Genomic DNA, 26566 nt, shown 5'->3' on the forward strand with positions numbered 1-26566 from the left:
GATTCGGCTGCGCGATCCTGCGGTCGTTCACAGATCCGCCCCCGAGTAAGGAGACGACCACGATGGGCAGCGCAATTCCCGGATTCGACACGACCTCGATCGAGGTGGCCGACGGCATCGCATTGCATGCGGCGATCGGCGGGCAGGGCCCGGCGGTCGTACTGCTGCACGGTCTTCCACAGACGCATCTGATGTGGCGGCACGTCGCGCCCATCCTCGCCGAACACCACACCGTCGTCTGCCCCGATCTGCGCGGGTACGGCGACAGTGACAAGCCCGAGGCGGTCGATGAGAACGTCTACTCCAAGCGAACCATGGCCGCCGATATCGTGGGTCTGGCCGACGCGCTCGGCATCGACCGCTTCGCACTCGTCGGACACGATCGCGGCGGACATGTCGCCTTCCGGGCCGGTCTCGACCATCCGGATCGGATCGGTCACCTCGGCATCCTGGATATCGTCCCGACCCTGGACACCTGGAATGTCCTGCACGGCGTCGACGCGGCGGTGGCCTTCCACCTGTATCTGATGGCCCAGCCGGTCGGCCTGCCCGAGCGGATGATCGCCAACAGCGCCGACGAGTTCTTCGGCTATCTGCTCGACACCTGGTCCGCGAGCCCCGACGCGATACCGGCCGATGTGCGCGCCGAATACCTGCGTGCCTCCCGACAGGCCGTCCCCTCGATCGTCGCGGACTGCCGAGCCACCGCGACCATCGATATCGTCCACGACCGGGCCGACCTCGACGCCGGTAATCGCCTCACCATGCCGGTGACGGTCATCCAGCAGGACTGGGGCACGCAGCTGGGCTTCGACGCGACCGCGATCTGGCACCCCTGGGCCGCCGACCTGCGGCATTTCACCACTCGCGCAGGCCATTTCATGGCCGAACAGGCCCCGGCCGATATCGCCGCCCTGATCGCGGAGTTGCTGCGGCGATAGGCTCGGGCCATGCGGCAGCGCTACGACGCGCCGAACCACTCGAGGGCCAGGTCGGCGACGGCGTCGGGGCGCTCCAGGTGCATGAAATGCCCTGCGTCGTCGAGGATTTCGATGCGGGAACCGGGCGCCAGGCCGGATTCGGCAGCGGCGTAACCCGAGGGCGGGATGCAGCCGTCGTCGGTCGCGCCGAGGACCAGCAGGGGAATCGAGGCGGGCGCTTCGGTTGTCGTCTCCAGGTGGGCCAGCTCCGGATCGTGCAGGCCGCGATCGAAATTGGCGCGGTAGAGGCGCAGGGCGTTGGTCATCAGGACCGGGTCGCCGTAGAGCTCGTGGACCAGCTGCCGGTGCGTGCCCGGATCCAGATTCGGCGACCAGGTCGACCACAGGTAGTCGATGAGGCCGCGATCGGCGGTGACGATATGTTCGGCCAGGCCGGGCAGTTGGAACAGCCAGATGTAGAAGAACCGCCGCAGCTGAGCCGGATCGGTGAACAGGCCGGGCAGCGTCGCGGGCGGGGGCACGGCCATGGTGACGCCGCGGCGCAGCCGTTCCGGCCAGGCCGCGGCGACCCGGGCCACCGCGCCCGCGCCGATATCGTGGCCGATCATGTCGACGCCCGCGGGATCGAGTGCGGCCGCCACGGCCGCGGCGTCGGCGGCCAAGGTGATTCCGCCCGCGTAGGTCAGCTCGGTGGCCGTCGCCGGATGGTGGCCGCGCAAAAACGGCGCGACCACACGCCGCCCGGCGGCGACCAACCGCCGCGCCAGCGGGCCGAAAGTGGCGGGGTGGTCCGGAAATCCGTGCCAGCACAGCACGACCGGACCGGTTCCGGCGGCGAGGGCGGGGAAGTTCAGGCGGTCGGTCTCGATGACGATCTCTTCGAATTCCATTCCGGCGCGTCCTCCCCGGCTCCTCGGTACGGCGTCACTCCACGATCGACGTTACGGGAGTGCCGATTTCGATGGTGCGGCTCACCGTGCACAGGCTGTCGTGCGAGGCGCGGGCCGCGCGGGGCAGGATCTTGCGGGCATTGTCACCGGCCGCGCCCTCGGGGAAGGTGACCTGGAAGCGGACCTCGAGATCGGTCAGATGGCTGCCGAGCTCATCGCCGACCTTGTTCCCCGACACCGCGACGGTGAACTCGTCCGGTTCGGTGTGGCGGCTGGTCGCGACGTCCACATCCACCGCGGTGCAGCCGCCGAGCGCGGCCAGCAGCAGTTCCACCGGGGTGAAATCGGCGTCGTCGCCCGAGCCAAAGACGAGCTCGCCACCGCGGGCATTGATGGCCCGGTAGCGGCCGGTGCTGAGGCGCTCGATCCGCACCGACCGCGAGTTGTCCTTCGTCATGGCAACGACCCTATGCGAAAGGTTTTGTGTCGCAACGATGTGACATGTCTCATGATCGGTTATGGTCGGAACGGGTTTGCCGCGCGCACGGTGCGGTGAAATCCAAGCCTGGAGGTGATGTACCCATGCCGATGTCGTATCTGCTGCACGATTTCCTGCTGCCCTACCTGGGCGAGGATGCCGCCACGTACTGGGCCCAACTGCTGGTTGTGAACCCGATCTAGCCCGGTCGGCGATGCTGTGCGGTAGCTCCTGAGGCCCGACCAGTCCAGTGGTGTCCGACTGGCTATCAAGTGGCCTGGTTCGGCGGCCTAGAATCATGGCGTTCGATTCCGAACGCAGCCGATTCAGCCGATGACTCAGGAGTTTGCCGTGACTACGCCCGAAGCCACCCCGACGACCGGCACCGCCCGCGTGAAGCGCGGCATGGCCGAGATGCTCAAGGGCGGGGTGATCATGGACGTCGTCACCGCCGAGCAGGCCAAGATCGCCGAGGATGCCGGCGCGGTCGCGGTCATGGCCCTCGAGCGGGTGCCCGCCGATATCCGGGCCCAGGGCGGTGTGGCGCGAATGAGCGATCCGGATCTGATCGACGGCATCATCGAGGCCGTCTCGATCCCGGTCATGGCCAAGGCGCGGATCGGCCACTTCGTGGAGGCGCAGGTCCTGCAGAGCCTGGGCGTGGACTACATCGACGAGTCCGAGGTGCTGACCCCGGCCGATTACGAGCATCACATCGATAAGTGGCAGTTCACCGTGCCGTTCGTCTGCGGCGCGACCAATCTGGGCGAGGCGCTGCGCCGGATCACCGAGGGCGCGGCCATGATCCGCTCCAAGGGTGAGGCCGGGACCGGCGACGTCTCCAATGCCACCACCCACATGCGCAAGATCCGCCAGGAGATCCGCCGCCTGCAGTCGCTGCCCGAGGACGAGCTGTTCGTGGCCGCCAAGGAACTGCAGGCCCCCTACGAGCTGGTCCGCGAGATCGCCGAGACCGGCAAGCTGCCGGTCGTGCTGTTCACCGCCGGTGGCATCGCCACCCCGGCCGACGCCGCGATGATGATGCAGCTGGGCGCCGAGGGCGTCTTCGTCGGCTCGGGCATCTTCAAGTCCGGCAATCCGGCCCAGCGCGCCGCGGCCATCGTCAAGGCCACCACCTTCTACGACGATCCGGACGTGCTGGCCAAGGTCTCGCGCGGCCTGGGCGAGGCGATGGTCGGCATCAATGTCGAGGAGATCCCCGAGCCGCATCGCCTGGCCGAGCGCGGTTGGTGATCATTCCAGGCAGCCGGCCCCGAACAGCGCCTTCAGTTCGCCCTTCAGGGCGGGTGAGGGCGCTGTCCGGTATCGGGGGTCGATCGCGAGTAGTCGCGGGCCGGTGCGGGTGAGCAGACGGATGCGCAATTCGGTTGGGCCCGGATGTCTTTCGAGGGTTTCGCGCAGGGTGCGCACGGCTGCCGGAGTACACGCGGGCGTGGGGATGGTGAGGACCAAGGGGCTGTCGCCCACGGCCAGATCGGGAATGGTGACCTGGTCGCCGAGTAGAGATGTGCGGCCGTCGCGCACGGTGACCTGGGCCGCCACCAGCAGCACCGCATCCTCGGCGAGCGCGGTGGCCGCGGTGGCGTAGGCGGCGGGGAAGAACAGGATTTCCGCGCTGGCCTCCAGATCCTCCAGGCGAATGATGGCCCAGGGCTCGCCCCTCTTGGTGATTCGGCGGTCCACGGCCGCGACGATGCCGCCGACGAGGATGCGGCGGCCGTGCGGGAGTTCGCCGATCGTGGACAGCGCGGTATCGCAGCGGGCGCTCAGCGCGGCGGCGACGGTGTCGAGGGGATGCCCGGAGACATAGAGGCCCAGCATTTCTCGTTCGAAGGCGAGCAGCTGTCGGCTGTCCCATTCCGAATCCGGTACGGGGATCTCGAATGTCGTCGCGGTGTCGGCGAGATCGTCGGAGAACAGATCGAATTGGCCACGCGCGGCGGCCTTCTTGGTATTCATCACCGCGTCCACGGCCTCGCCGTGGATCATCGCCAAACCGTGGCGCGGATGGCCGAGGGAGTCGAAAGCGCCCGCCTTGACCAGCGATTCGACGACCTTCTTCGCGCATCCGGCCGCATCGACCTTGTTCAGATAGTCGGCGAAGCTTGTGAACGGCGCGGATCCGCGGGCCCGGACAATGGCCTCGACGACCGGTTCGCCCACATTGCGCACCGCGCCGAGACCGAAGCGGATATCCGGGCCGACGCAGGTGAACGTGGCGGCGGATTCGTTGACATCCGGCGGCAGCACCCGGATTCCGCGTTTGCGGCAGTCGGACAGATAGATCGCGGATTTGTCCTTGTCATCCCCGACCGAGGTGAGCAGGGCGGCCATGAATTCGGCCGGATAGTTGGCCTTGAGATAGGCGGTCCAGTACATCACCAGGCTGTATCCCGCGGCATGGGACTTGTTGTAGGCGTAGCCCGCGAACGGCAACACCGCCTCCCACAGCGCGGTCACCGCGTCGTCGCCGTAGCCGTTGCCGCGCATACCGTTTCGGAAGTTCTCGAATTCGCGCGCCAGCACCTCGGGCTTCTTCTTGCCCATCGCGCGGCGCAGCAGATCGGCCTGGCCCAGGCTGTATCCGGCGACCCGCTGGGCGATCTGCATGATCTGTTCCTGATAGACGATCAGCGCGTAGGTCTCGGCCAGGATCTCGCGCAGCGGCTCGTCGAGTTCGGGGTGAATCGGGGTGACCTGTTCGCGGCCGTTCTTGCGATCGGCGTAGGCCCAGTGCGCGCCCACGCCCATTGGGCCCGGGCGATAGAGGGCGTTGGAGGCGACCAGATCGTTGAATTCGGTGGGCGCCATGCGCAGCAGCAGCTCCCGCATACCGGCCGAATCCAATTGGAAGACACCGAGATTGTCGCCACGCGCGAGCATGGCGTAGGTGGCCGCGTCGTCGAGCGCCACAGCCTCGAGGTCGACGTTCAGGCCGCGGTTGGCCTCGATATTCGTCAGGCAGTCGCCGAGTACGGTCAGGGTGCGCAGCCCGAGGAAATCCATTTTGAGCAGTCCGACGGCCTCGCACGACGGATAGTCCCAGCCGGTGATGATCGCCCCGTCCTGCGGCCGTTTCCACAGCGGTACCACCTCGAGCAGCGGCTGCGAGGACAGGATGACCGCGCACGCGTGCACACCCGCGCCGCGCACCATGCCCTCGAGACCCACGGCGGTGTCGTAGATCTGGCGCACGTTCGGATCGGATTCGATGAGCGCGCGCACCTCGGCGGCCTCGCCGTAGCGTTCGTGGGTGGGATCGGTGATGCCCGAGACCGGGATGTCCTTGGCGGCCACGGCCGGCGGCAGCGATTTGGTGATCCGGTCGGCGATCGCGAAGCCGGGCTGGCCGAAGTGTACGCGGGCCGAATCCTTCAGCGCTGCCTTGGTTTTGATGGTGCCGAAGGTGATGACTTGGGCCACCTTGTCCGAACCCCAGCGCTGTGTGGCGTAGCGGATCATCTCGCCGCGGCGGCGGTCGTCGAAGTCGATATCGATATCGGGGGCCGACGGGCGTTCGGGATTGAGGAAGCGTTCGAACAGCAGGCCGTGTTCGAGGGGGTCGATATTGGTGATCGACAGCGCCCACGCCACCAGCGATCCGGCCGCCGAACCGCGTCCCGGACCGACCCGGATGCCGACCTCGCGGGCATGGGCGACGAGATCGCCGACCACCAGGAAGTAGGCCGAGAAACCCTTCTCCGCAATGACTTCCAGTTCGTAGGCGGCGCGCCGGTGGTAGTCGGCGGGGACGTCTCGGAGGCGGTGGCGCAGTCCGGCGTCGACCTCGTGGCACAGCCAGCTGTCCTCGGTGTGGCCGTCGGGGACGGGGAATACCGGCATGCGGTCGCGGAAATCGAAGACCTCGTCGTAGGGTTCGATGCGTTCGGCGACGGCCAGGGTGGTATCGCAGGCGCCGGGGACCTCCTCGTCCCACAGCGCGCGCATCTCCGCCGCCGATTTCAGGTAGTAGCCGTCGCCGTCGAAGCGGAAGCGGGCCGGATCCGACAGCGTTTTACCCGTCTGTACGCAGAGCATGGCCTCGTGGGCGGCGGCCTGTTCCTTGCGGATGTAGTGACAATCGTTGGTGGCCAAGGCCGTCAGGCCCGTCTTCGCGCCGACGGCCAGCAGCTCCGCGCGCACGCGGCGTTCGATGGTCAGGCCGTGGTCCATCACCTCGAGGAAGAAGTTCTCCGGGCCGAAGATCTCGCGCCAGCGCCCGGCGGCGTGCCAGGCTTCGTCGAAATGCCCCAGGCGCAAACGGGTTTGGACCTCGCCGGAGGGGCAGCCGGTGGTGGCGATGATGCCCTCGGCGTATTCGGCGATGAGTTCGGCGTCCATGCGGGGCCATTTGCCGAGTTGGCCCTCGAGGGAGGCCAGCGACGACAAACGGAACAGATTGCGCAGTCCCACGGCGTTTTTCGCGAACATGGTCATATGCAGATAGGCGCCGGAGCCGGAGACGTCGTCGGATTTCTGCGACGGATCGCCCCAGCGCACGCGCTCGGCGGAGAATCGCGATCCGGGCGCGATATAGGCCTCGATGCCGATGATCGGGGTGATGCCGGATGTCTTCGCCTGCCGGAAGAATTCCGAGGCCCCGTACATGTTGCCGTGATCGGTCATGCCCACCGCGGGCATGCCCAGGCGCTGCGCCTCGGCGAACAGCGGGCCTATCTTGGCCATGCCGTCGAGCATCGAGTACTCGGTGTGGTTGTGGAGATGAACGAAGGAAGCGTCGGTCACGAGGGCATTCGAGCAAGGTGGTCGGGTATTCGTCGAACAAGTGACACGCTAGGGTGGACAACTGTCGGTTGTAGCAGGAGGTTTCGTGACCGATCTGGATCCGGCGGCGGTGCGCGCCTTCGTCGCCGCGGTGGACGAGGGGCAGTTCAGCCACGCGGCCGATGTGCTGGGTATTACGCAGCAGGCGGTGTCGAAGCGAATCGCCAAGCTGGAGAGCCAATTCGAGGTGGCGCTGTTCGATCGCGGGCCGGGTGGCATCACCGTGACCGATGCGGGAAATCGGTTGCTGCCCTATGCCAGATCGCTGCTCGCCGTGATCGACGAGGCGGTGGCGGCCGTGCGGGGACGGCCGCTGCGGGTGGCGGTGCTGGGGGAGCGGCAGCCCGCCATGGAGTTGATGCGCTACTACCTGGATCGCAATCCGGACTGCGATACCGAGGTCGTATTGTCCAACCTCTTCGCGACCTCTCGCGACGCGGTGGCGACTGGACGGGCCGACGCGGCATTCGCGCGTCCGTTCGGTGGGCCGCGCCCGCTACCGCTCGAAATCGACGCCGCCCCGGCCTATTTGGAGCCACTACACCTGCTGGTGGGCCGTGGCCATCCGCTCGCGGCGCGATCGACGATCACCCTCGCGGAGGCGAGCGCCTATCCCGCGTGGGTTCCGGGGGCCTCGGTCCCGTCGGAGTGGGCCGACTACTACCGCAATCTGGCCGAATTCAGCGGCGTTGTCGTCGAGACCGGCGATCGACCCGAGCCGATGGATCCGATACTGCGGCGCGTCGCGGCGTCGGAGCACCTGACCACCTTCACCGGCGAGGGCTTCCTCACCCCGCTGCACCCGGCGATCCGGCGGCTGCGCATCGTCGACCCGACTCCGGCCTATCCGCACGCGCTGCTGTGGTCGCGCGCGAACACCCATCCGGCCCTGCCGCGCCTGATCGCCCACTTCCGCGCGACCTACAACGGCGATATAGCCCCGCACTGCTGGGTTCCGGACGCCGATCGGGCGCTGTTCACGGGTTGAGGTCAGCCGTTGGCGACCGTGTGCCCACCCGAGGTTTCGGCCGGTCGCGCATAACCTAGCGCCGGACGGCGGGGCGGTCGCGGTGATCCCAGGCCACGAGAAGATCCGGGTCTTCGTGGCGCTCGCGGTGGTGCAGGATCGCGTCGATGGTGAACGCGTCGGCCGGGGCGGTTCGGCGGCGTAGGGCTCCCTCGGACAGGCGTAGTTCCACCGACAGGTCGAAATTCAGGTTGCGGCCCAGCAGCATTGGGCCTGCGATTATGAGGATCAGGTTGGGTTCGGCGGGGGTGATCGGGGCTCGGGCGGAGCGGTCGGTGGATTCGTTCCAGAGGGCGGGGAGCCAGTGGGCGTGGGTGCGGAGGGACTGGAGGACCTCGCGGTCGAGGGCGGGGTAGTCGAACCAGGCGGTGCGGTAGGACATTTCGTCGCGGCCGTATTCCAGGCGCAGGGAGGCGGGGCGGATGTAATCGTGCAGCGAGACGACCGCGGCGGGTCGGCCATGGGTGCGGATTCGGTCGGTGAGGGTGTGGGCGAAGGTGAGCGGGTCCGCGGCGTCGGCTCCGTCGATCGCGACGATCGCGCGCCCGGACAGGGCGAGGATACGGTCGGTGAGATCGTCGACCAGTGCGGCGACGGTGACGGGAGTGAATGCGGGCATCCGACCATCATGCCGACTCGCCCGAGGGGTGCGGCGCGGGTGTATTCGCTATCGCATAGCCTGAGCTGGTTGGTTCCCGGAAGGACGGTTATGGCGACGATCGAAGAGGCGCTCGAGATCGAGCAGCTCGAGCTGAACATCTTTCGTGGCGCGTCCACCAAGACCCAGCTGCCGCGGACATTCGGCGGGCAGGTTGCCGGGCAGGCGCTGGTATCGGCGGTGCGGACGGTCGAGCCGCGGTATCAGGTGCATTCGCTGCACGGATACTTTCTGCGGCCGGGCAATCCCTCGCAGCCGACGGTCTATCTGGTCGACCGGATCCGCGACGGGCGTTCGTTCTGCACGCGGCGGGTGACCGGGGTGCAGAACGGCGAGGCGATCTTCACCATGTCCGCGTCGTTCCACAGCGGCGACGCGGGACCGGTGCATCAGGACGAGATGCCGAAAGTGCCGCCGCCGCACGATCTTCCCGACGCCCAGGTCACCCTGTCCCCGGAACGGCTGTGGGCCATGCGCGAATGGGAGCACTGGGATATCCGAACCGTCCCGGCCGATCGGGTGTACCGCCGCGACGGAATGGCCTCCCAGCAGCAGGTGTGGTTCCGCTACCGCCACCCGCTGCCCGACGATCCGCTGTTCCACGTCTGCACGCTGGCCTATATGAGCGATATGACGCTGCTGGGCTCGTCCAAGGTGACCCATCCGGACGAGCCCACGCAGAACGCCTCGCTCGATCACGCCATGTGGTTCCTGCGTCCGTTCCGCGCCGACGAATGGCTGCTCTACGACCAGAATTCGCCCTCGGCCGGATTCGGTCGCGCGCTCACCGGCGGGCGGATCTTCAACGAGCGCGGCGAACTGGTCGCCGCGGTCGTGCAGGAGGGCCTGATCCGGACGCCGCGCGAGGGCTGAGCCCGCTCACGCGGCGGCCTGCCGGGCCACGGTGATATCGCGCGGCTGGGCCGGAATGCCGCCCCAGCGCGTACCCGCGCCGAGATGTTCCCCCTTCATCAGCAGCGACAGCGGATCGAGCACCACATCGTCGCCGACGACCGAGTCGTAGAGCACGATCGCCCGGGTGCCGACCGTCGCGCCGGACCCGACGGTCACCGTGGACATCTTCATCACCCGGTCCTCGAACAGATGCGTCTGCAGCGATACCTGATGCCCCACGGCCGCATCGTCGCCGACCACGACCAGATCGAATTCGGTGAGGAAGGTCGTGCCCATCCAGGTGCGTCGCCCGATATCGGCGCCGAACCAGCGCAACAGGATCGGCAGGAACGGCGTCCCGGTCAGCATTCCGAGGCAGGCGGGCACGGCAGCGGATTCGAACAGACCGGTGACGAATTCGGTCCGGCGCACGAACAGATCCCACAGCGGTTCCACTCGTGGGCGATAGCGGCCGACGACCGCGCGTTTGACCGCCGCGCACACTCCGACGATTCCGACCGCGACGGCTCCGGCCAGCAGCGGCGACAGCAGCGCGGTCACCACGAAACCACGCCCGGCCAGCGTTGACAGGCCCGTCACGTACACATACGACCCCGCGGCGAGCACACTCGCGGGCACGGTGGCCCGGAAGAATTCGATGAGCAGCCGCTGACGGACCAGCCGCGCCGAAGGCTCGTAGGTCGTGGATTCCGGGAAGTCGCCGGAGTCCTGCCGCGCGGGCAGGCGCATGGCCGGTGAGCCGAGCCAGGCGGTGCCGTCGGGCACCCCGGTATGCGGCGGCAGCGTGCTGACCCCGACCAGTGCGCCCTCGCCGACCCGCGCCCCGGCGGATACGACGGCCGCGTTGCCGATGAACGAGCGACGCCCGACCGTGGTGGGCGCGAACGAGATCCAGCCGCGGCCGAAGGTGGCCGCGCCGACACTGGCCATATCGGCGACGAAGGTGCCCTCGCCCAGTTCGAGCAGATCCGGATCGATATGGGCCGCGTTCGACACCTCCGCACCCCGCCCGATCCGCGCGCCCAGCAACCGCAGCCACGGCACCGTGTAGAGCGTGGCGTAGAGGGTGTGGGTGTTTTGCAGACTGAACTCGAACAGCTTGTCCGCCACCCATTTTCGAATGCCCAGCGCGGAGCGGGCGGGATGGATTCCGGCGGGCAGGCCCGGCAGCACCAGCCGCTTGCCGATCGCGACCATCGCACAGACCGTCGCCACGAAGACCGGACCCGAGGCCAGCGCGGCGAGCAATCCGGCGAGGAAGTCGAAGCGCACCAGCGCCCACGACACCAGCAGCGCGGCGGGCACGATCATGATGATCGCGGCGAGCTCGAGCGCGAATGCGGCCAGCGCGTAGGCGCTCAGCTGCGGCCGTGTCCACGGCACCCGGCGCGGGGGAGCGGACAGGATCGCCTCGATGCCGTCGGACAATCGTTCGGTCGGGGCCGCGGGCGAACCGGCCCAGCGCGCTCCGGCCGGTACGGTCGCGTCGAGAGCGGACTGCTGTCCCAGGGCCGCGCCGGATTCCAGGCGCGCGCCCGGTCCGAGGATCGCGTGCGCGCCGACGAACGCGTCGGGGCCGACGGTGATCGGCGCGACGATCACCCAGCCGCCCTCGACCCGCCACGGCCACAGCGTCACGCCATAGCCGATCGCCGCGCCGGGTCCGATGTCCAGCAGTGCGGGCAGGCTCACCGAGCGGGTGCCGATATGCGCACCGCGCCCGATCCGCGCGCCGAGCAGGCGCAGATACAGATTGCCCAGTGGTGAGCCGGACAGCACGGGCAGTGGGCCGAAACCGAGTAGCAGATGGGCCGCCCAGATTCGCAGATAGGTCGGTCCCCACAGTGGATATCGGCCGGGCCGAATGCCGAGCGTCAGGAGGCGACCGGCCACGATCGGCACCACCCAGCGCACGGTGAGGTAGGTGAACAGCAGCGTCGCGAGCAGTTCGGCGAGCACGGTCGAGGTCGGCGAGCGATTGTCGGCGATGTCGAACCACACCACCGGCAGGCTGGTCACCAGCAGCATCAGATACAGCACGGCCAGCTGCGCGAACCCGCCGCGGGCGACGGTGGTGTCGCTGTGCCGCAACGGTTTCGAGGCGGGCGCTGCCGGCGCTGGCGTGGAGGCGGGCAGGTGCGCGGCCATGGCCCGGACGGTCGGATGCTGGTACAGGTCGCGCAGTGCGGCGTGGACGACAGCGCCGCTGGCGCGAAGTTTCGACACCACCCGCGCGGCCAGCAGGGAGTGTCCGCCGAGCTCGGTGAAGAAATCGGCTGTGACCGAAAGGGATTCGGGGGGAATGCCGAGCGCCCCGGCCCAGATGTCGCGGATGGCCGCTTCGGTGGGATCGGCGGGGGCCACGACCGGCCCGGAGCCCACGAAGCGGTGGGTGGTCGGCGCCGGGAGTTGTCGGCGGTCCACCTTGCCCGACGGCATGGTCGGCAGGGCGGGCAGCGTTTCGACGTAGGAGGCGACCATATAGGCGGGCAACCGATCCCGCATACGTTCGTAGAGTCGTGAGCGCAATGCCTCGGTGTCCGCGGCCGGTACGACATAGGCGGCCAGTTCGGGGCCGTCGGTTCCGGGCGTGGTGGCCACGACCGCCTCGGTGACCGCGGGATCCTGCATCAGCACCGATTCGATCTCGCCGAGGTCGATGCGGTGGCCGCGAATCTTCACCTCGGCGTCGGCGCGGCCCAGATATTCGATATTGCCGTCCGCGTCGAACCGGCCGAGATCGCCGGTGCGATAGAGCCTTCCGTCCGGTTCGGCGGGGTGAGGCAGGAATCGGTCGGCGGTCAGATCCGGTCGGCCGAGATAGCCGAGGGCGACTCCCGGCCCGCCGACGCAGATTTCGCCGATCTCGCCCTCTCCCATTTCGTTGCCATCGTCGTCGAGCAGCACGATCGAATAGGTCGGCAGGGCGCGGCCGATGGTGACCGGGCGGCCCGGCAGCAGTTCGCCGACGGTGGCGGTGACGGTGGCCTCGGTGGGCCCGTAGGTGTTGAGCATGCGGCGGCCGGGGCGGGCCCAGCGGTCCACCAGGTAGGCGGGACAGGCCTCGCCGCCCACCAGAATCGTGCGGATATTTGGCAATTCGCGGGGAATCGTGGCCAGCAGCGTTGGTACGCAATACAGCATCGTCACCCGGGCGGACTCGAGGAAATCGGCCAGCTCACCGCCCAGGCGACGGGAATCGGTCGGTCCCGCAACGATTGTCGCGCCGCGTGCCCAGGTCAACCAGATCTCCTCGATGGAGAAGTCGAACGAGATGGTCATGCCCTGGTAGACACGGTCATCGGGGCGCACGTCGTAGACCTCCGGCGCCACGTCGAGGAAGTTGCAGATGCTCGACTGCCCGATCAGCACGCCCTTCGGGCGACCGCTCGAACCGGAGGTATAGATCACGTACGCCACCGGATCGGCCGGGGGCTCGATCGGATCGGGACGAGTCCTCGGCGCGCGCGAAATGGCCGCGGAATCGGCGTCCACGCGAACGATGCCGGGCCGCAGTCCATTCAACAGATGGTCGAATTCCGATGAGGTCACCACGACCTCGACATCCGCATCGTCGACGATATAGGCGACCCGATCCGCCGGTGCGCCCGGATCGATCGGAACGAATGTGGCACCGGCTTTTCCGATGCCCAACAGTGCGGTGTAGGTATGAACGGAACGTGACAGCAGAATTGCCACACGTGTGTTTGCGGTGACTCCGAGAGTACGAAGATGATGGGCCAAACGATTCGCCTGCGAATCCAATTCGGCGTACGTGAGGATCGAATCCTCACATTCCAGTGCTACCGCATTCGGCGCGGTATCGCAGCTGGACTCGAAGGTGTGATGCATCCGAGGGGCGTCGAGCACAGGGTTCTCCATCGAAATCGGCGGCGCTGGCGCCCGGAACCCCAAATTTCCCACATGCGACTCATGTTGCCATGCGCTTGCAGTGCCGTAAAGGAAAGATTAAGCACGCTGCGTCGGGACATATTTGCCCTTGGTATAACCCCTCTTCGAGTCGGCTCGGGAATGCGGTCAATTCCGACATTGGGAATGTAACGCACCGGTTCGGGTGGTGCACCACACAAAATGCCGACCGTGGATCTAACGCGCGAGCAATCGGTGGATCACCTCATTGTGCGCGAGGCCGCCGATGGCATTGCGAGCCAAGACGATCCCCGCGATCGCCAGGGCCCAGCCGGTCGCGCTGTCGGCGTAGCGCGACAGCAGCCGATCCAGTTTCGCCAGCATCGGCTCGATGGTCGAATGCAGCAGTGACCGTCCGGCCGTCAGCAGCAGCGCCGGGACGATCATCACCGCGCTGTATCCGGCCAGCAGGGCGATCGACGCAGCGGTCGGCAGCTCGCTCGCGACCAGCAGTCCGATCGCGGCCAGATACGGCACCATCGAAAACGCCTCCAGCACACCGGCGCTCACCGCGAGTACGGCCAGTCCGCCCGCCGAGCTCTGGCGCTCGAGCGCGCGGGTGCGCCAGGCCGCGGTGCGATCGGGTTCGCCGCGCTCGCGGCGCTTCTTGGAGTCGAAGCGCCACGACACCGCGAACAGTGCCACGCCGACCAGCAACTCCGCCACCAGGACGGGCACGCTGTGCGCGAGCCCGCCGAAGCGCTCGAGGCCCGCGCCCGCGACGGTCAGCAGCAGTACGCCGAGCAGGAAGTAGAACACCGCGATGGCGACCAGATAACTCAGCATTCGTCGCGCGGGTGGCCGATCGGGAGCCAGCAGCAGCCAGATCGGGACGATGAGGGTGCCGATGCTGGTGCTGTCCACCAGCGCCAGGCCGATCAGGGCCGGGATCAGAATCATGCCCCTCAGGGTCGGGCCGTGGCGGCCGCGCCGGCGTCGGGCATCGGATCGACCGGTCGTCATCACTTCGGCGGATCGCTGGGCCCGCGCGCGCTGTGCTGTGATGGTCGGATGAAGCAGTGGGACGCGCTGCCCGCCGCCGCGCGGGATGCCTCGGCCGCACTGTTGTTGCTGGTCGTCGGTGCGACGCTGTATCTGTCGGGCCTGTATCCCATGTCCGATACGAGCACCGACACCCCGTTGACCGCTCGCTTCGGCGTGCTCGCCCTGCTGTGTGCGGCGGCCCTGCTGCGGCGGCGGACGCCGCTGGTGGCGCTGGGATTCGGACTGGTGCCCGTCGCGATCGATGTGACCCTCGGCGCGACGACGCCGATTCTCGTCGGATTCGGCGATCTGATCTACGCGGCCTGTCTGTACGGGTCGCGGCGGGTGTCGCGCTTCGTGGTGGCGGCCTGTGTGACGGTCGCGGTCGGCTTCGTGATCGCGGTCGCGGTGATGGTCGGTCAATGGCGGGCGGTGATGCTCGCGATCGCGGTGGTGTCGCTGCTGCTGGCCACCCCGATCTGGTGGGCGCTGTCGGTGCGTCATCACAAGGAGATGGCCGAGACCGAACGGGCGCGCGTGCAGGCCATGACGCTGATCGCCGAACTCGACCGCCGCGCGGCGGTCGCCGACGAACGCAAGACCATGGCCCGCGATCTGCACGATGTGATCGCCGGTCACCTGTCGGCCATCGCGATCCAGTCCGAGGCCGCGCTCGGTGTGCTCGCCACGCGCGACGCCGATGCGGCGATCACCGGCGTCCTCGGTTCGATCCGCGCCAACAGTGTCAGCGCGCTGCAGGAGATGCGCACCATGATCGGGCTGCTGCGCCGCGACGACGGCGCCGAGGATGTCGCCGCCCCACGCGGACTGGCTCAGCTGCCGCTGGTCGTCGACGCCGCTCGATCGGCGGGAATCGTTGTGCGCGTGCGCAACTCGCTGATCGATGCGACCCTGCCCAGTGCGGTGGATCAGGCCGCGTATCGCATCATCCAGGAGGCGCTGACCAATGCGATGAAACATGCGCCGGGCCGGGAGGTGGATATCGAGGTGCTCGCCGAACGCGGCGCGCTGACGGTGTCGGTGCGCAATCCGCTGGCCGCGCGCCCGCCGCGCGCCGAGGATGATCATCCCCGGCGCGGTCTGCTCAATATGGGTGAACGCGCCGCCGCGCTCGGCGGAAACCTCACGGCGGGACCGGATTCGGGCCTGTGGGTGGTGCGGGCCCGGTTACCGCTGCTCGAAACCTCGGAGTTGATATGACGATTCGGGTGCTGATCGCCGACGATCACGGCGCGATCCGCGCCGGGCTGCGGCTGATCCTGGAATCCGCGGACGGCTTCGAGGTGGTCGGCGAGGCCGCCGACGGCGATGTGGCCGTGGCCCAGGCGAACGCGCTGCGGCCGGATGTGGTGCTGATGGATGTGCGTATGCCCGGTGTGGACGGTATCGCCGCGACCGAGCGCATCACCGCCGACGGCCTCGCCCGGGTGCTCATTCTGACCACCTTCGATCTGGACGAATACGTTTTCCGCACACTGCGCGCGGGCGCGGCGGGTTTCGTGCTGAAATCGGCGTCGGGCCCGGCCATTCTGGACGCGGTGCGCGCGGTGGCGGCCGGGGACGGGGTGCTGGCGCCGGAGGTGACCGCGTCGGTCATCTCGGCCTTCGCCGCCAGCGCCCCACCCGCACAACAGAATCCGAACCGCTTCGCCGATCTCACCGAGCGCGAGCGCGAGGTGCTGGACTGCCTGGGCGAGGGACTGTCCAACGCGCAGATCGCGACCCGGCTGTTCATCGGCGAGGCGACGGTGAAGACGCATGTCTCGCGGGTGCTCACCAAACTCGGTGTGCGATCGCGGGTTCAGGCCGCCATCGTCGCCCGCGAGGCGGGTTAGGCCGCCTGCACCCGCAGATGGCACACCACGGTGTCGGGCAGTCGCCGCAGCTGGCGTTCCAACTCGTCGCTGCGATGGCTCGGCAGGACGCGGTCCCAGCCACTGGGCGGATCGACCTCGGCGATCAGCACCACCCTGCGGCGGCCCTGGAAATTATCGCGGACATAGCGGGCGACCGGGCCGCCGACCGTGCAGTCACCGGCATCGATGATCTCCAGCGGCACCTCCGGATGCCAGGCCTCCCACGCCTTGGTGAACGCGGTCGTATTCGCGCCGGGCAGGCAGACATGCACCGCGACCACATGGTGGCTCAGCGACAGCGCGGCCGACAGCGCCTCGCGGCTCAGCTCGGATACCTCCGAAACCGGTACCACGATCACGGTTCCGGTCGGGCTCGGCTGTGCGGGGACACAACCCGCGCCGCGGGTCCCGTCGATCTTGCGGTAGGCCGAACGGATGCGTTCCATGCCGAAGACCAGCAGCGGCAGCACCAGCACGATCAGCCACGCACCCTCGGTGAATTTCATCGCCGTGGTCACCACGGCCGCGACGAAGGTGAGCACCGCGCCGAAGGCATTGAGCGCCAAGCGCCAACCGCGTTCGCCGCGTAGGAGCCAGTGCCGCACCATACCCGCCTGGGCGATGGTGAAGCCGACGAAGACGCCGATCGCGAACAGCGGCACGAGCGCGTTCATATTGCCCTCGGAGGCGATCAGCAGGACCGCCGCGCACAGGCCGAGGGTCAGCACGCCGTAGCGGTAGACCTGCCGGGGCGTGGCCACGGCGAAGCGGTGCGGCAGGCAGTTGTCGTCGGCGAGGATCTTGGTCAGCGTGGGCAGTCCGCCGTAGGAGGTGTTGGCGGCCAAGGCGAGCAGCACCACGGTCGCGAATTGCACGATGTAGTAGGCCGCGCCGTGGCCGAGGGCGGCCTCGGTCAGCTGCGACAGCACGGTCGTGCCCTCGACCGGATGGATCGAGAACTTCCCGATCAGCGTCGCCAGTCCGATCAGCATGACGCCCAGCAGCACACCGAGCGCGACCTCGGCCCGCTGCGCGCGGCGCACCCGTGGCTGTTCGAACGAGGGCACCGCGTTGGCGATCGCTTCCACGCCGGTCAGTGCCGCGCAACCGCTGGAGAAGGCCTTGAGCAGCAACAGGATTCCGATGGTCCGGGTGTCGGTCACCGCGGCCGCGGCGGTCGTGACGCTCGCGGGCTCATCGCGCACCAGGCCCGCGATGATCACGGTCAGAATGCCGACCACGAAGACGGCGGTCGGGGCCATGAACGCCCGCGCGCTCTCGCGGATGCCCGCGAGATTCAGGGCGGTGATACCGATCAGCACCGCCAGGCAGATCCAGACGGTGTAGGGCAGCAGCGCCGGAATCGCGGAGGTGAGCGCGGCGGTACCGGCCGCGATGGAGACGGCGACATTGAGGATGTAGTCGACGATGAGCGAGGCGGCGGCCACCAGGCTGGTGCGGTGGCCGAGATGGGTTTTCGCCACGGCATAGGCCCCACCGCCGTCGGGGAAGGCGGCGATCACCTGGCGGTAGGAGGCGATGAGAACGGTCAGCAGGACGACGATCGCCAGGGTCACCGGCAGGGTCATCCCGAGACCCGCGCTGCCCGCGGCGGCCAGGACCAGCACGATCGCCTCGGGGCCGTAGGCCACCGACGCCATCGCGTCCAGGGACAGACCGGCCAATCCGGTGGAAACCGTGAGACCTCGACGGGGTAACGGAGGCTCACTCGGCCCGCCGTCGACGGGCTCGGAACGCGGTAGAACTTCGGTCACCTGGGCGAGTGTTCCCCTGGTCCGAACGACCGAACAGTTCCCTTGCGAATCCTTGACGGGTGGGTGAGCAGAACCACACGGATTACCGCCGCGGGCAGGGGTATGGTCTGCGCCTCGTATGCTCGGCTTGTGAGACCGACCATTGGTGTGCTGGCGTTGCAGGGTGATGTGCGCGAGCACTTCCACGCGCTGGCCGAATGCGGCGCCGAAGCGGTGAATGTGCGCCGGGAGTCCGAATTGGCCGCCGTCGACGCGCTGGTGCTGCCGGGTGGCGAATCGACCGCGATCAGCAAGCTGCTCGAGGTGTTCGGGCTGCTGGAACCGTTGCGGCAGCGGCTGCGCGAGGGCATGCCCGCCTTCGGGTCGTGCGCGGGGATGATCCTGCTGGCGAGTGAGGTGCTCGATACCCGCCCGGACGCGCAGTCGCTGTCGGGTATCGATATGACCGTGCGGCGCAATGCCTTCGGGCGGCAGGTCGATTCGTTCGAGGCCGATCTGGATTTCGCGGGTCTCGACGACGGTCCGGTGCGCGCGGTGTTCATTCGCGCGCCGTGGGTCGAGCGGGCCGGTGACGGGGTCGAGGTGCTGGCCCGGGTACCGGCCGGACCCGCCGAGGGGCGGATCGTCGCGGTGCGGCAGGGCAATGTGCTGGCCACCTCCTTCCATCCCGAGGTGACCGGTGATCTGCGCGTGCACCGTATGTTCGTGGAATCGGTACTGACGCCTGCCGACCGGTGAACGACAGTGGCCCTGGCAGTAGACTGGAACAGTTGTCTGCCTGGACCTCGACACTCGACTGAAGGAAGTAGGGCATGAGCGGCCACTCCAAATGGGCCACCACCAAGCACAAGAAGGCGGCTATCGACGCCAAGCGTGGCAAGATGTTCGCGAAGTTGATCAAGAACATCGAGGTTGCCGCGCGTCAGGGTGGTGGTGACCCTGGAGGAAACCCCACGCTCTGGGACGCCATTCAGACAGCGAAGAAGAACTCCGTCCCCAGCGACAATATCGAGCGCGCCCGCAAGCGCGGCGGTGGCGAAGAGGTGGGCGGCGCCGATTGGCAGACCATCATGTACGAGGGTTACGGCCCCAATGGCGTCGCCGTGCTGATCGAATGCCTCACCGACAATCGCAATCGCGCCGCCGGTGAGGTGCGCGTGGCCATGACCCGCAACGGCGGCAGCATGGCCGATCCGGGTTCGGTGGCGTATCTGTTCAGCCGCAAGGGCGTGGTGACCCTCGAGAAGAACGGGCTGTCGGAGGACGACGTGCTCGCCGCGGTGCTCGACGCGGGGGCGGAGGATGTCAACGACCTCGGCGATTCGTTCGAGATCATCAGCGAGCCGGGCGATCTCATCGCCGTACGCACCGCGCTGCAGCAGGCCGGAATCGACTACGACTCCGCGGAATCGGGCTTCCAGCCCGCTACCACGGTCGCGGTCGACGCCGACGGCGCGCGCAAGGTCTTCAAACTCGTCGACGCGCTGGAAGACAGCGACGATGTGCAGAACGTGTACACCAATGTCGATATCTCCGACGACATTCTGGCCGAGCTGGACGCCTAGTCCACGGTTGTAGCTCGAAGGCCGCCTTCCTCGGCTGGGGAAGGCGGCCTTCTGCGTTGTGCGACAGGCTCATTCGTCCGGCCGGTCGTCATCAATCCCCGGCCAGCCGCGGAGCAGATGGTCCAGGCCGCGCAGGGCTTGGAACCAGGACTCGTCGGCGGTGCGGGTGTGGTGGGCGAAACCGCCCGTGCGCTCGAGACTGACATAGCCGTGGAAGGTGCTGTGCAGCAGGCGAACCGCATCGGTCTCGGCGGGTTCGGGTAGCGCGTAGGCGCGCAGGATCGCGCGGGTGAGATCGGAGTGCCGCCGGGCCGCGGCCGCGGTGTGTTCGTTCACGGGGAGTTGGGCCGCGGCGTAGCGGCCGGGATGGTCGGTGGCGTAGGCGCGGTAGGCGGCGGCGAAGGCGATCAGCGCCTCGACGCCCGCGCGGCCCGCCAGGGCCTCGGTGACCCGGTCGGCGAGTTCGGTCAGGGCGAGTGCGGACACTCTGGTTCGCAGATCCTCGCCGTTTTTCAGATGTGCGTAGAGATTCGCGTCGCGGACGTCGAGGCTGCGGGCGAGTGCGGCGACGGTCAGATTGTCGAAGCCGATCTCGTCGGCCAGCGCGGCCGCCGCGTGGGTCAGCTGATCGACGGTCATCCGCGCTCGTGGCATGAGTAGTACTCCCGATGTGATTAGTAAAGCAAAGTGTTTGCCTAATTGCTTTAGGAAGTCTAGCGTGCCGTGTCGTGAACGACTGGATCAGTACCCCGATCGACCTCGCGCTGCTGCGTGGCGCCCTCGACCTCGAGACCACCGAGCGCGGGGTGATACCGCATCGGCTGCCCGCGCGTGCGCGTCGTCAGTTTCCCGATGACTTCTTGACGATCGTCGAGGCGCAGGCCGCGGGTGTGCGGCTGGTATTCCGAAGCGAGTGCCGCGCAATCGAATTGGAGGTGCTGGCGACGCGGGTCGGCTGGCCGGGCGTGGCGATCGCGGCGGGCGGTTACGAACTGCTCGTCGACGGGCGGCCGGTCGCGGTCGCGCCCGCGAGCGGTGGCCGGGTGGTGGGCGCCGACGGTGTCGAGATCGAGTCCGGTCGCGCCGGGACCGTGCGTTTCGCGGGACTGTCCGGCGCGGACAAGGACATCGAGATCTGGCTGCCGCACAGTGAGGCCGCCGAGCTGATCGCCCTGCGGACCGATGCCCCGGTGCGGCCGCTGCCGACCGGCGCACGCCCGGTGTGGCTGCATCACGGCAGCTCGATCAGCCATGGCTCCAATTCCGCCCGGCCGACCGGGACCTGGCCCGCGGTCGCGGCCGCGCTCGGCGGGGTGGATCTGGTGAATCTGGGGCTGCGCGGTAACGCGCTACTGGATCAGTTCACCGCGCGCACCCTGCGCGATACGCCCGCCGACCTGATCAGCATCAAGATCGGAATCAATCTGACCAACACCGACGCGATGCGATTACGCGCGTTCGGGCCCGCGGTGCACGGCTTCCTCGACACCATCCGCGAGGGGCAGCCGGATACGCCGCTGTTGGTCGTCTCCCCGCTGCTGTGCCCCATTCAGGAGCACACGCCCGGGCCCGTCGCGCCGGATTTCTCCACCGGGCGGGTGCGCTTCCACGCCCTCGGTGATCCGGAAGAGGTCCGGTCGGGACGGTTGACGCTCAGCGTCATTCGCGCCGAACTCGCCCGCCTGATCGCTCGCCGCGCGACCGGCGATCCGAATCTGCACTATCTCGACGGCCGCGAACTCTACGGCGAGGCCGAGGCCGCCGAACTACCGCTGCCCGATGATCTGCATCCGGATTCCGCGGGACATCGGCGCATCGGGGAGAACTTCGCCCGGTTCGCCGCCGAGTCTGCCAAGGTGGGCGGATGGGGAGGTGGTTGGTCGCGGTCCTGATGGTGATCGCGGTTGGCACGGCCTGTGATTCGGGCACGTCGTCGACGTGGACCGAGCTGTCGATGCCCGCGCCCGGGGCGCGGGTGTCGGCGATCGTCGCGGTCGGGAACGAGGTGCTGGTGAGCGGGGCGCTGGGCGGACATCCCGGCGCGTGGATCGGTTCCGACGGAAAGCGTTGGCGGGCGGTGCGTCTCGAGGCGCACAGCGGGTACGCGCCTGCGGCCGAGTTGATTTCGGTGGGCGTGGGGGAGCGGGTGGTGGCGCTGGGGCAGGCTTTCGGTGGGGCACATTCGAATCCGCGCATGACGATCTGGAGCGGGGACGCGGGCGCACTGGTCGAGTATCCGCAGGCTTTCGAATTGTTCGGTGGCCCACACGCCATCGCCGTGACGGCCGCGGCGACGATCGGCGGCACCGATCTGCTGATCGGTGAATGGGACGGTCCCGGCGGCCGCTACGGTTCGGCGGTCTGGCTGTCTCGCGACGGCCGCACCTGGCAGCGCAGCGCCGAGGATCCGGCGCTGTCCTCGGCTCCGGGCGAGCAGACCGGCGCGGCCGGAGTCGCCACGGGCCCAGCGGGTTTCGTCATCGCCGGTAACACCTTGCGTGACGGCGTCCTGATCCCCCTGGTCTGGACCTCACCCGACGGCCGCGCCTGGCAGCGCCGAGAACTGTCGGGCGCCGCCGCGATCGCCACCCGCGCGGCCTGCGACACCGCGGGCTGCGCGACAGCCGGTCAATCCGTCGCCTCCCCCCGACTGCTGTGCTGGCCCGACCCCACCGCCCCACCCGTCCCCGGCCCCACCGCGAGCCGACTCGAACTCTCCCAACTGTTCATCCACGACAACCGGATACTCGCCACCGCCCGCCTCGACGGCCGAGCCCACCTCCTGTCCGTCCACCGCGATTGCACGGTCTGGCAAGACATTCCACTCCCCACCACCGCCGGCGAGGCCCGCCTGGGCACCCTCCCCGACGGCCGTCTACTCCTGGCCACCGCCGACACGAGCGGCAGCAGACTCTGGACCACTCGATGACCCGAAAGGAAGCCCCTGTGCGGGAACGGATCTCGTTCGACGTCGACGACTACATCCGCCGTGTCCAATCCAGTCCGTGCTTCGTCTGTGCCATCGTCGCGGGCGAACACGATTCGGACCTGGAACAGATCATCGCCGAGGACGAGGAGAACATCGCCTTCCTCTGCCGGTATCCGACCCTGCTCGGCCATGTCCTGGTCGCCCCGAAACTCCACCGCGAGCACCTGTTCCGCGATCTCGACGAGGCCGCCTACCTGCGGCTGATGTCGATGGTCCATCGGGTCGCCCGCGCGGTCGAACAGGCGGTCCCGGTCGAGCGCAGCTATCTGCTCAGTCTCGGTAGCCAACAGGGCAATTCCCATCTGCATCTGCACATCGCCCCGCTGCCGCCGGATGTGCCCTATCGGGAGCAGCAGCTGCACGCGATGATGGCCGAGAACGGGGTGCTGGCGTGGTCACGGGAGCAGGCGTTCGCACTGGCCGATCGGTTACGGGCGGCGCTGGCCCAGGCGGGATTCACTCGTTCGCCGGAACCGGCAGGCCCACTCTCGCCGCCACCCAGGGCAGCGAGGAGCTGAAGGCCGCTGAGGCGAATTGCCAGGTGTGGCCGCCCTGCGTGGTGTGGATGGTGCAGTCGATGTTCTCGGATCTGCCGGTGGTGCAGAGTTTTTCGGCGGCGCCTACCTCGCCGGTGTCCATGGGGGCGTCCACGCCGCCGAAGCCGATTTGGTCCTCGTCGACCTTCGGGCGGGTGAAATGGCCCGCGCCGCCGCGGTTTCCGCTGCGCGGGGGTGGGGTGAGGTCGTCGAACAGGCCCGCGAGGCCCTGGTAGGGGCCGTGTTCGGTCATGACGGTGATGGGGTCGAATTTGGCCCATGCGGTGGCGTCTCCGCCGTAGAGGCGGTTGATGGTCTGTTCCTTGTTGCCCGAGGCGGGGCCGATATCGCCCGCGATGTCGACGAAGGTGTGGAACAGGTCCGGATGCATGACGGTCAGGTCGACCGCGCAGGTGCCGCCCATGGACCAGCCGATGACCGCCCAGTTCGCCGGGTCGCGGGAGGCGTTGAAGGTCGATTCGACATAGGGCGGAACGTCTTCGGTGAGGTGGCGGGCGGCATTTCCGCGGGGGCCGTCGACGCATTCGGTGTCGTTGTTGAAGCTGCCGCTGGAGTCGACGAAGACCAGGATGGGTGCGCGGCCGCCGTCGGCGGCGGTGAACTTATCGATCTCGGGCATGATCTGGCCGCTGCGCAGCCAGTCGCCGGGGGTGTTGAACTCGCCGCCGATCATCATCACCGCGGGCAGCGTCGGCGGCTGGTCGCCGGTGAACCACGCCGGGGGCAGGTAGACGTATTCGGTGCGGTGATTGAAATCGCTGGCGTCATCGGGAATCCGCACCGGCACAACCACTCCCGTGGCCATCGGTTTCCCGCGCAGGCCCGGCAGCGCCGCGAGGTCGGTCTGATGCGGTAGCGGTCCGGCGGTCAGGGCGCTCCACGCGGATTGGACGGTGGGGTAGTAGCCGACCCACTGATTGAGCACCACCCCGGTACTGAGCACGGCCATCGGCACGGCCAAAATCGCCGCGGCGCGCTGCCACCAGCGACCGTTCGGCCAGCCGAGGACGGCCACCGCGAGCGCGGCGATCATGGCCGCGACGGCCACCCACAGCAGAATCGGCGCGGGATCCGAGGCCAGGCCCTGATCGGTCAGATACAGCCACGCGCCGACGGCCGCGGCCACGCCCAGGGCCAGGCAGAGCGGCATCCGGATCAACCACCAGCGCCGGGTCAGGCGGGTGATCGCGACGATCAGCAGCGCGATCGCGATCAGCTCGATGGTGACCGGCAGCCAGCCGTGCAGCAGCGACAGGCCGCGATGAAATCCGGCATAGGGGTTGAGATTCGCCGAGGGCAGCCGGGGCGGCGGGGGCGGGGCCACGGCCGGGGTTGCTGGCGTCGTCGTCGGCACGTCCATGGGCGCAGGGAACACGGCCGTCATTCTCGAGCAGTTTCCTCGAGGTCGGCTGTGAACCACCTCCGAGTCCCATGACAGCATAGTTTGCAAGGTCCGTTTGGACTTTGAAAAAGTCCAAACGGACTCTAATATGTTCCGTATGGACCTCTTGTATCGAAGCGTGATCACCCGGATGCCGAGTATTCGGGGTGGTCACGCCTTCGCGGCGTTCACGATCGCGTGGGTCGTCTATGACGCGGTCGCGCCGCAGGGGGAGATGCTCACCGATGCCGCCCGCCGCATACACGCCCGATATCCGCTGCTGTGGACGGCCGCGGTGGCGGTGACCGCCACACATCTGCTCGACGGCTTCCGGGCCGCGGGCGTACCGCAACTCGACCCCTATACCCAGGTGGCGCGGGCCGCCCGCGCGCTGATCACGCGTCAGGCGCGCCCGTGACCGATCTGGCCTACAAGGCGATTCCCGCACCGGTGGTGGCCGGTCGGCTCGGTGAGCTCAGGTCGACGCGAGTTCGGCGCGCAGGCTGCGGCAGCGGCGCAGCACATCCTCGCGGTCGGCGGGTTCGGGGATCTCGGGGACCGCGCGCTCGATCATGGCCGCCTGTTCGAGCACCACGCGGCGGCGGTCGGGGTCGGTGACGCGATCGGCGATCTGGGCCAGCGCGTCGAGCTGGCGAATCATGATGGCGGGCGCGCCGCGACCGGATTGGCGGATCTTCTCGAACGCCCGCTGCACCAGGCGCTCATAGCTGACCTGGGCGGCGATCACCCGGATGTGGCCGTCGCGATCGCGGCGGACCGGATCGGGATTCCAGGACACCGCGATTCGCGACAGACAATCGCCGAGCCAGTCGACACAGGTCAGGACCGTGAAGGTGTCATTGGTCGTGGTGGCCATGGCCCGTAGCGCGATCTCGACGATCTGATCGATGCCGAAGGAGACGTCCTGCACCAGCGTGCGGGTCGAGCCGGTGACATGGCCGCGGGCGAACCGCGCGCCGATCCGCGCGGCCGCCTCGGCGGGCCACACCGTCGCGACCACCTGACCCTCGGTGACGAAATGCCCTGGGCGATAGGGCAGGTGGATGACCGCGTGCTGTTCGGCCGCGAGCCGCACCAACTGGTCGTAGCGGATGTACTGCAGATAACCGCTGTTGGTGGTGCGCACCTCGCCCCCGGAGGCGGCCATCGATGCCAGTACCTGTTCGACCGTCGGCCCGCGTTCGGCCGCGGGTGCGGTGGTGTCCTGATTGGCGGCGGCGGCCGTGAGCACCTCGCGGGCGATATCGGCGATCACATTCGGCAGCTGGATCTGACCGGCGATGTGATTGATGAAGTAGATGAGCACCGCCAGATCGATCACCAGCGAGGCGATCGAGACCGTCGCGCAGATATGCGGTACGAAATCCGGCCCGACCGCCACCAGCGCCGCGACCGCGTAGACGAAGGTCGCCACGAAGGTGCCCAGGGTCAGCTGGGTGCCGCGATCGCGAATGAAGTTGCGCAGCATGCGCGGTCCGAACTGGGTCGATGCCAGTGTCAGCGCCACGATCGTGATCGAGAAGACCACGCCGACGACGGTGATGTTGGCGGCCGCGATCGCGGTGAGCACCTGCCGCGCGGCGTCGGGCGTGCCGCCGAGCACCCAGCCGGGCATCTCGTAGTCGTTGCGATAGGCGAGCCGGTCGAGCATCAAAGTCAGCGCGAACAGCGCCACCGCGACCAGAACCTCCAGCGTGGGCACGAACCACAGATTGGTGCGCAATCGCTCGCGCCACCGATCCGCCTCGAGTGAGATCCCGCGCACGAGGCAG

General features: G+C 68.2%; 22 protein-coding genes. 12 read left to right on the top strand and 10 right to left on the bottom strand.

The window, feature by feature from the left end; translation table 11 throughout:
• The first annotated feature begins 62 nt into the window (after window positions 1–62).
• Entirely contained in the window at window positions 63–941 is an 879-nt protein-coding gene (locus NP4_RS27800; protein WP_068004017.1) for an alpha/beta fold hydrolase, read from the top strand.
• 20 nt (window positions 942–961) lie between these two features.
• Here NP4_RS27800 and NP4_RS27805 read toward each other — a convergent pair whose 3' ends face one another.
• Window positions 962–1831 carry an alpha/beta hydrolase gene (locus NP4_RS27805; protein ID WP_068004018.1) on the bottom strand — a complete coding sequence of 290 codons (870 nt, stop codon included), beginning with the start codon at window positions 1829–1831 and terminating at the stop codon, window positions 962–964.
• Window positions 1832–1865: 34 nt separating this feature from the next.
• A complete protein-coding gene (locus NP4_RS27810) occupies window positions 1866–2288 on the bottom strand; it encodes an OsmC family protein (protein WP_068004029.1) in 423 nt (140 codons plus the stop codon).
• A gap of 354 nt (window positions 2289–2642) precedes the next feature.
• On the opposite strand from NP4_RS27810, the gene pdxS reads away from it, so the two are divergent.
• A complete protein-coding gene (gene pdxS / locus NP4_RS27815) occupies window positions 2643–3563 on the top strand; it encodes a pyridoxal 5'-phosphate synthase lyase subunit PdxS (protein WP_062512188.1) in 921 nt (306 codons plus the stop codon).
• Here pdxS and dnaE read toward each other — a convergent pair whose 3' ends face one another.
• The gene (dnaE, locus tag NP4_RS27820; RefSeq protein ID WP_082876281.1) at window positions 3564–7076 is read right to left on the bottom strand and encodes a DNA polymerase III subunit alpha; all 3513 of its coding nucleotides are present in this window, start codon (window positions 7074–7076) and stop codon (window positions 3564–3566) included.
• Between the two features lie 85 nt (window positions 7077–7161).
• On the opposite strand from dnaE, the gene NP4_RS27825 reads away from it, so the two are divergent.
• Window positions 7162–8103, top strand: a complete 942-nt coding sequence (locus tag NP4_RS27825; RefSeq protein WP_068004031.1) for a LysR family transcriptional regulator — start codon at window positions 7162–7164, stop codon at window positions 8101–8103.
• A 55-nt stretch (window positions 8104–8158) separates the two neighbouring features.
• Here NP4_RS27825 and NP4_RS27830 read toward each other — a convergent pair whose 3' ends face one another.
• Window positions 8159–8761, bottom strand: a complete 603-nt coding sequence (locus tag NP4_RS27830) for a nucleoside/nucleotide kinase family protein (protein ID WP_068004034.1) — start codon at window positions 8759–8761, stop codon at window positions 8159–8161.
• A 90-nt stretch (window positions 8762–8851) separates the two neighbouring features.
• On the opposite strand from NP4_RS27830, the gene NP4_RS27835 reads away from it, so the two are divergent.
• Window positions 8852–9673: an acyl-CoA thioesterase gene (locus NP4_RS27835; protein WP_068004037.1), complete on the top strand. Its 822-nt coding sequence runs from the start codon at window positions 8852–8854 to the stop codon at window positions 9671–9673.
• Between the two features lie 6 nt (window positions 9674–9679).
• On the opposite strand, the gene NP4_RS27840 is transcribed toward NP4_RS27835, so the two are convergent.
• Complete coding sequence (locus NP4_RS27840; RefSeq protein ID WP_068004040.1) at window positions 9680–13597, bottom strand: Pls/PosA family non-ribosomal peptide synthetase; 3918 nt, start codon at window positions 13595–13597, stop codon at window positions 9680–9682.
• 225 nt (window positions 13598–13822) lie between these two features.
• Window positions 13823–14545, bottom strand: coding sequence for a GAP family protein (locus NP4_RS27845; RefSeq protein WP_068004042.1), 723 nt, complete (start codon window positions 14543–14545; stop codon window positions 13823–13825).
• An 18-nt stretch (window positions 14546–14563) separates the two neighbouring features.
• Here NP4_RS27845 and NP4_RS27850 point away from each other — a divergent pair, with 18 nt between their 5' ends.
• Together NP4_RS27850 and NP4_RS27855 are read left to right on the top strand one after the other, a co-directional pair.
• Window positions 14564–15850, top strand: a complete 1287-nt coding sequence (locus tag NP4_RS27850; protein WP_245997588.1) for a sensor histidine kinase — start codon at window positions 14564–14566, stop codon at window positions 15848–15850.
• A complete protein-coding gene (locus NP4_RS27855) occupies window positions 15847–16485 on the top strand; it encodes a response regulator (protein ID WP_068004044.1) in 639 nt (212 codons plus the stop codon). Before NP4_RS27850 ends, NP4_RS27855 begins: the two co-directional genes overlap by 4 nt.
• On the opposite strand, the gene NP4_RS27860 is transcribed toward NP4_RS27855, so the two are convergent.
• Window positions 16482–18281, bottom strand: coding sequence for an APC family permease (locus NP4_RS27860; protein ID WP_425464077.1), 1800 nt, complete (start codon window positions 18279–18281; stop codon window positions 16482–16484). The two genes, NP4_RS27855 and NP4_RS27860, sit on opposite strands and share 4 nt — an antisense overlap.
• A gap of 102 nt (window positions 18282–18383) precedes the next feature.
• On the opposite strand from NP4_RS27860, the gene pdxT reads away from it, so the two are divergent.
• On the top strand, window positions 18384–19019 hold the full coding sequence (gene pdxT / locus NP4_RS27865; RefSeq protein ID WP_068004046.1) for a pyridoxal 5'-phosphate synthase glutaminase subunit PdxT: 636 nt from the start codon (window positions 18384–18386) through the stop codon (window positions 19017–19019).
• A gap of 74 nt (window positions 19020–19093) precedes the next feature.
• Window positions 19094–19846 (top strand): YebC/PmpR family DNA-binding transcriptional regulator, encoded by a 753-nt coding sequence (locus NP4_RS27870; RefSeq protein ID WP_068004048.1) that lies wholly within the window; start codon window positions 19094–19096, stop codon window positions 19844–19846.
• A gap of 69 nt (window positions 19847–19915) precedes the next feature.
• Here NP4_RS27870 and NP4_RS27875 read toward each other — a convergent pair whose 3' ends face one another.
• Window positions 19916–20485, bottom strand: a complete 570-nt coding sequence (locus NP4_RS27875; protein ID WP_245997586.1) for a TetR/AcrR family transcriptional regulator — start codon at window positions 20483–20485, stop codon at window positions 19916–19918.
• A gap of 89 nt (window positions 20486–20574) precedes the next feature.
• Between NP4_RS27875 and NP4_RS27880 the strand changes: the two genes are divergently transcribed.
• From NP4_RS27880 to NP4_RS27890, 3 genes are read left to right on the top strand one after another with little or no spacing between them, the layout of a single operon-like run.
• Window positions 20575–21738, top strand: a complete 1164-nt coding sequence (locus tag NP4_RS27880; protein ID WP_068004053.1) for a GDSL-type esterase/lipase family protein — start codon at window positions 20575–20577, stop codon at window positions 21736–21738.
• Window positions 21711–22775, top strand: a complete 1065-nt coding sequence (locus tag NP4_RS27885) for a hypothetical protein (RefSeq protein WP_068004057.1) — start codon at window positions 21711–21713, stop codon at window positions 22773–22775. Before NP4_RS27880 ends, NP4_RS27885 begins: the two co-directional genes overlap by 28 nt.
• A gap of 17 nt (window positions 22776–22792) precedes the next feature.
• Window positions 22793–23353: an HIT family protein gene (locus tag NP4_RS27890; protein WP_068004060.1), complete on the top strand. Its 561-nt coding sequence runs from the start codon at window positions 22793–22795 to the stop codon at window positions 23351–23353.
• Here the strand turns inward: NP4_RS27890 and NP4_RS27895 are convergent.
• Complete coding sequence (locus tag NP4_RS27895; RefSeq protein WP_176580399.1) at window positions 23292–24746, bottom strand: alpha/beta hydrolase; 1455 nt, start codon at window positions 24744–24746, stop codon at window positions 23292–23294. The two genes, NP4_RS27890 and NP4_RS27895, sit on opposite strands and share 62 nt — an antisense overlap.
• 145 nt (window positions 24747–24891) lie before the next feature.
• Here NP4_RS27895 and NP4_RS27900 point away from each other — a divergent pair, with 145 nt between their 5' ends.
• The gene (locus NP4_RS27900) at window positions 24892–25191 is read left to right on the top strand and encodes a DUF7427 family protein (RefSeq protein WP_147287914.1); all 300 of its coding nucleotides are present in this window, start codon (window positions 24892–24894) and stop codon (window positions 25189–25191) included.
• A gap of 57 nt (window positions 25192–25248) precedes the next feature.
• Here NP4_RS27900 and NP4_RS27905 read toward each other — a convergent pair whose 3' ends face one another.
• Window positions 25249–26559, bottom strand: coding sequence for a DUF2254 domain-containing protein (locus tag NP4_RS27905; RefSeq protein WP_068004066.1), 1311 nt, complete (start codon window positions 26557–26559; stop codon window positions 25249–25251).
• Window positions 26560–26566 lie beyond the last annotated feature (7 nt).

Source organism: Nocardia pseudobrasiliensis NBRC 108224 (assembly GCF_001613105.1).
GTDB classification, from domain to species: Bacteria; Actinomycetota; Actinomycetes; order Mycobacteriales; family Mycobacteriaceae; genus Nocardia; species Nocardia pseudobrasiliensis.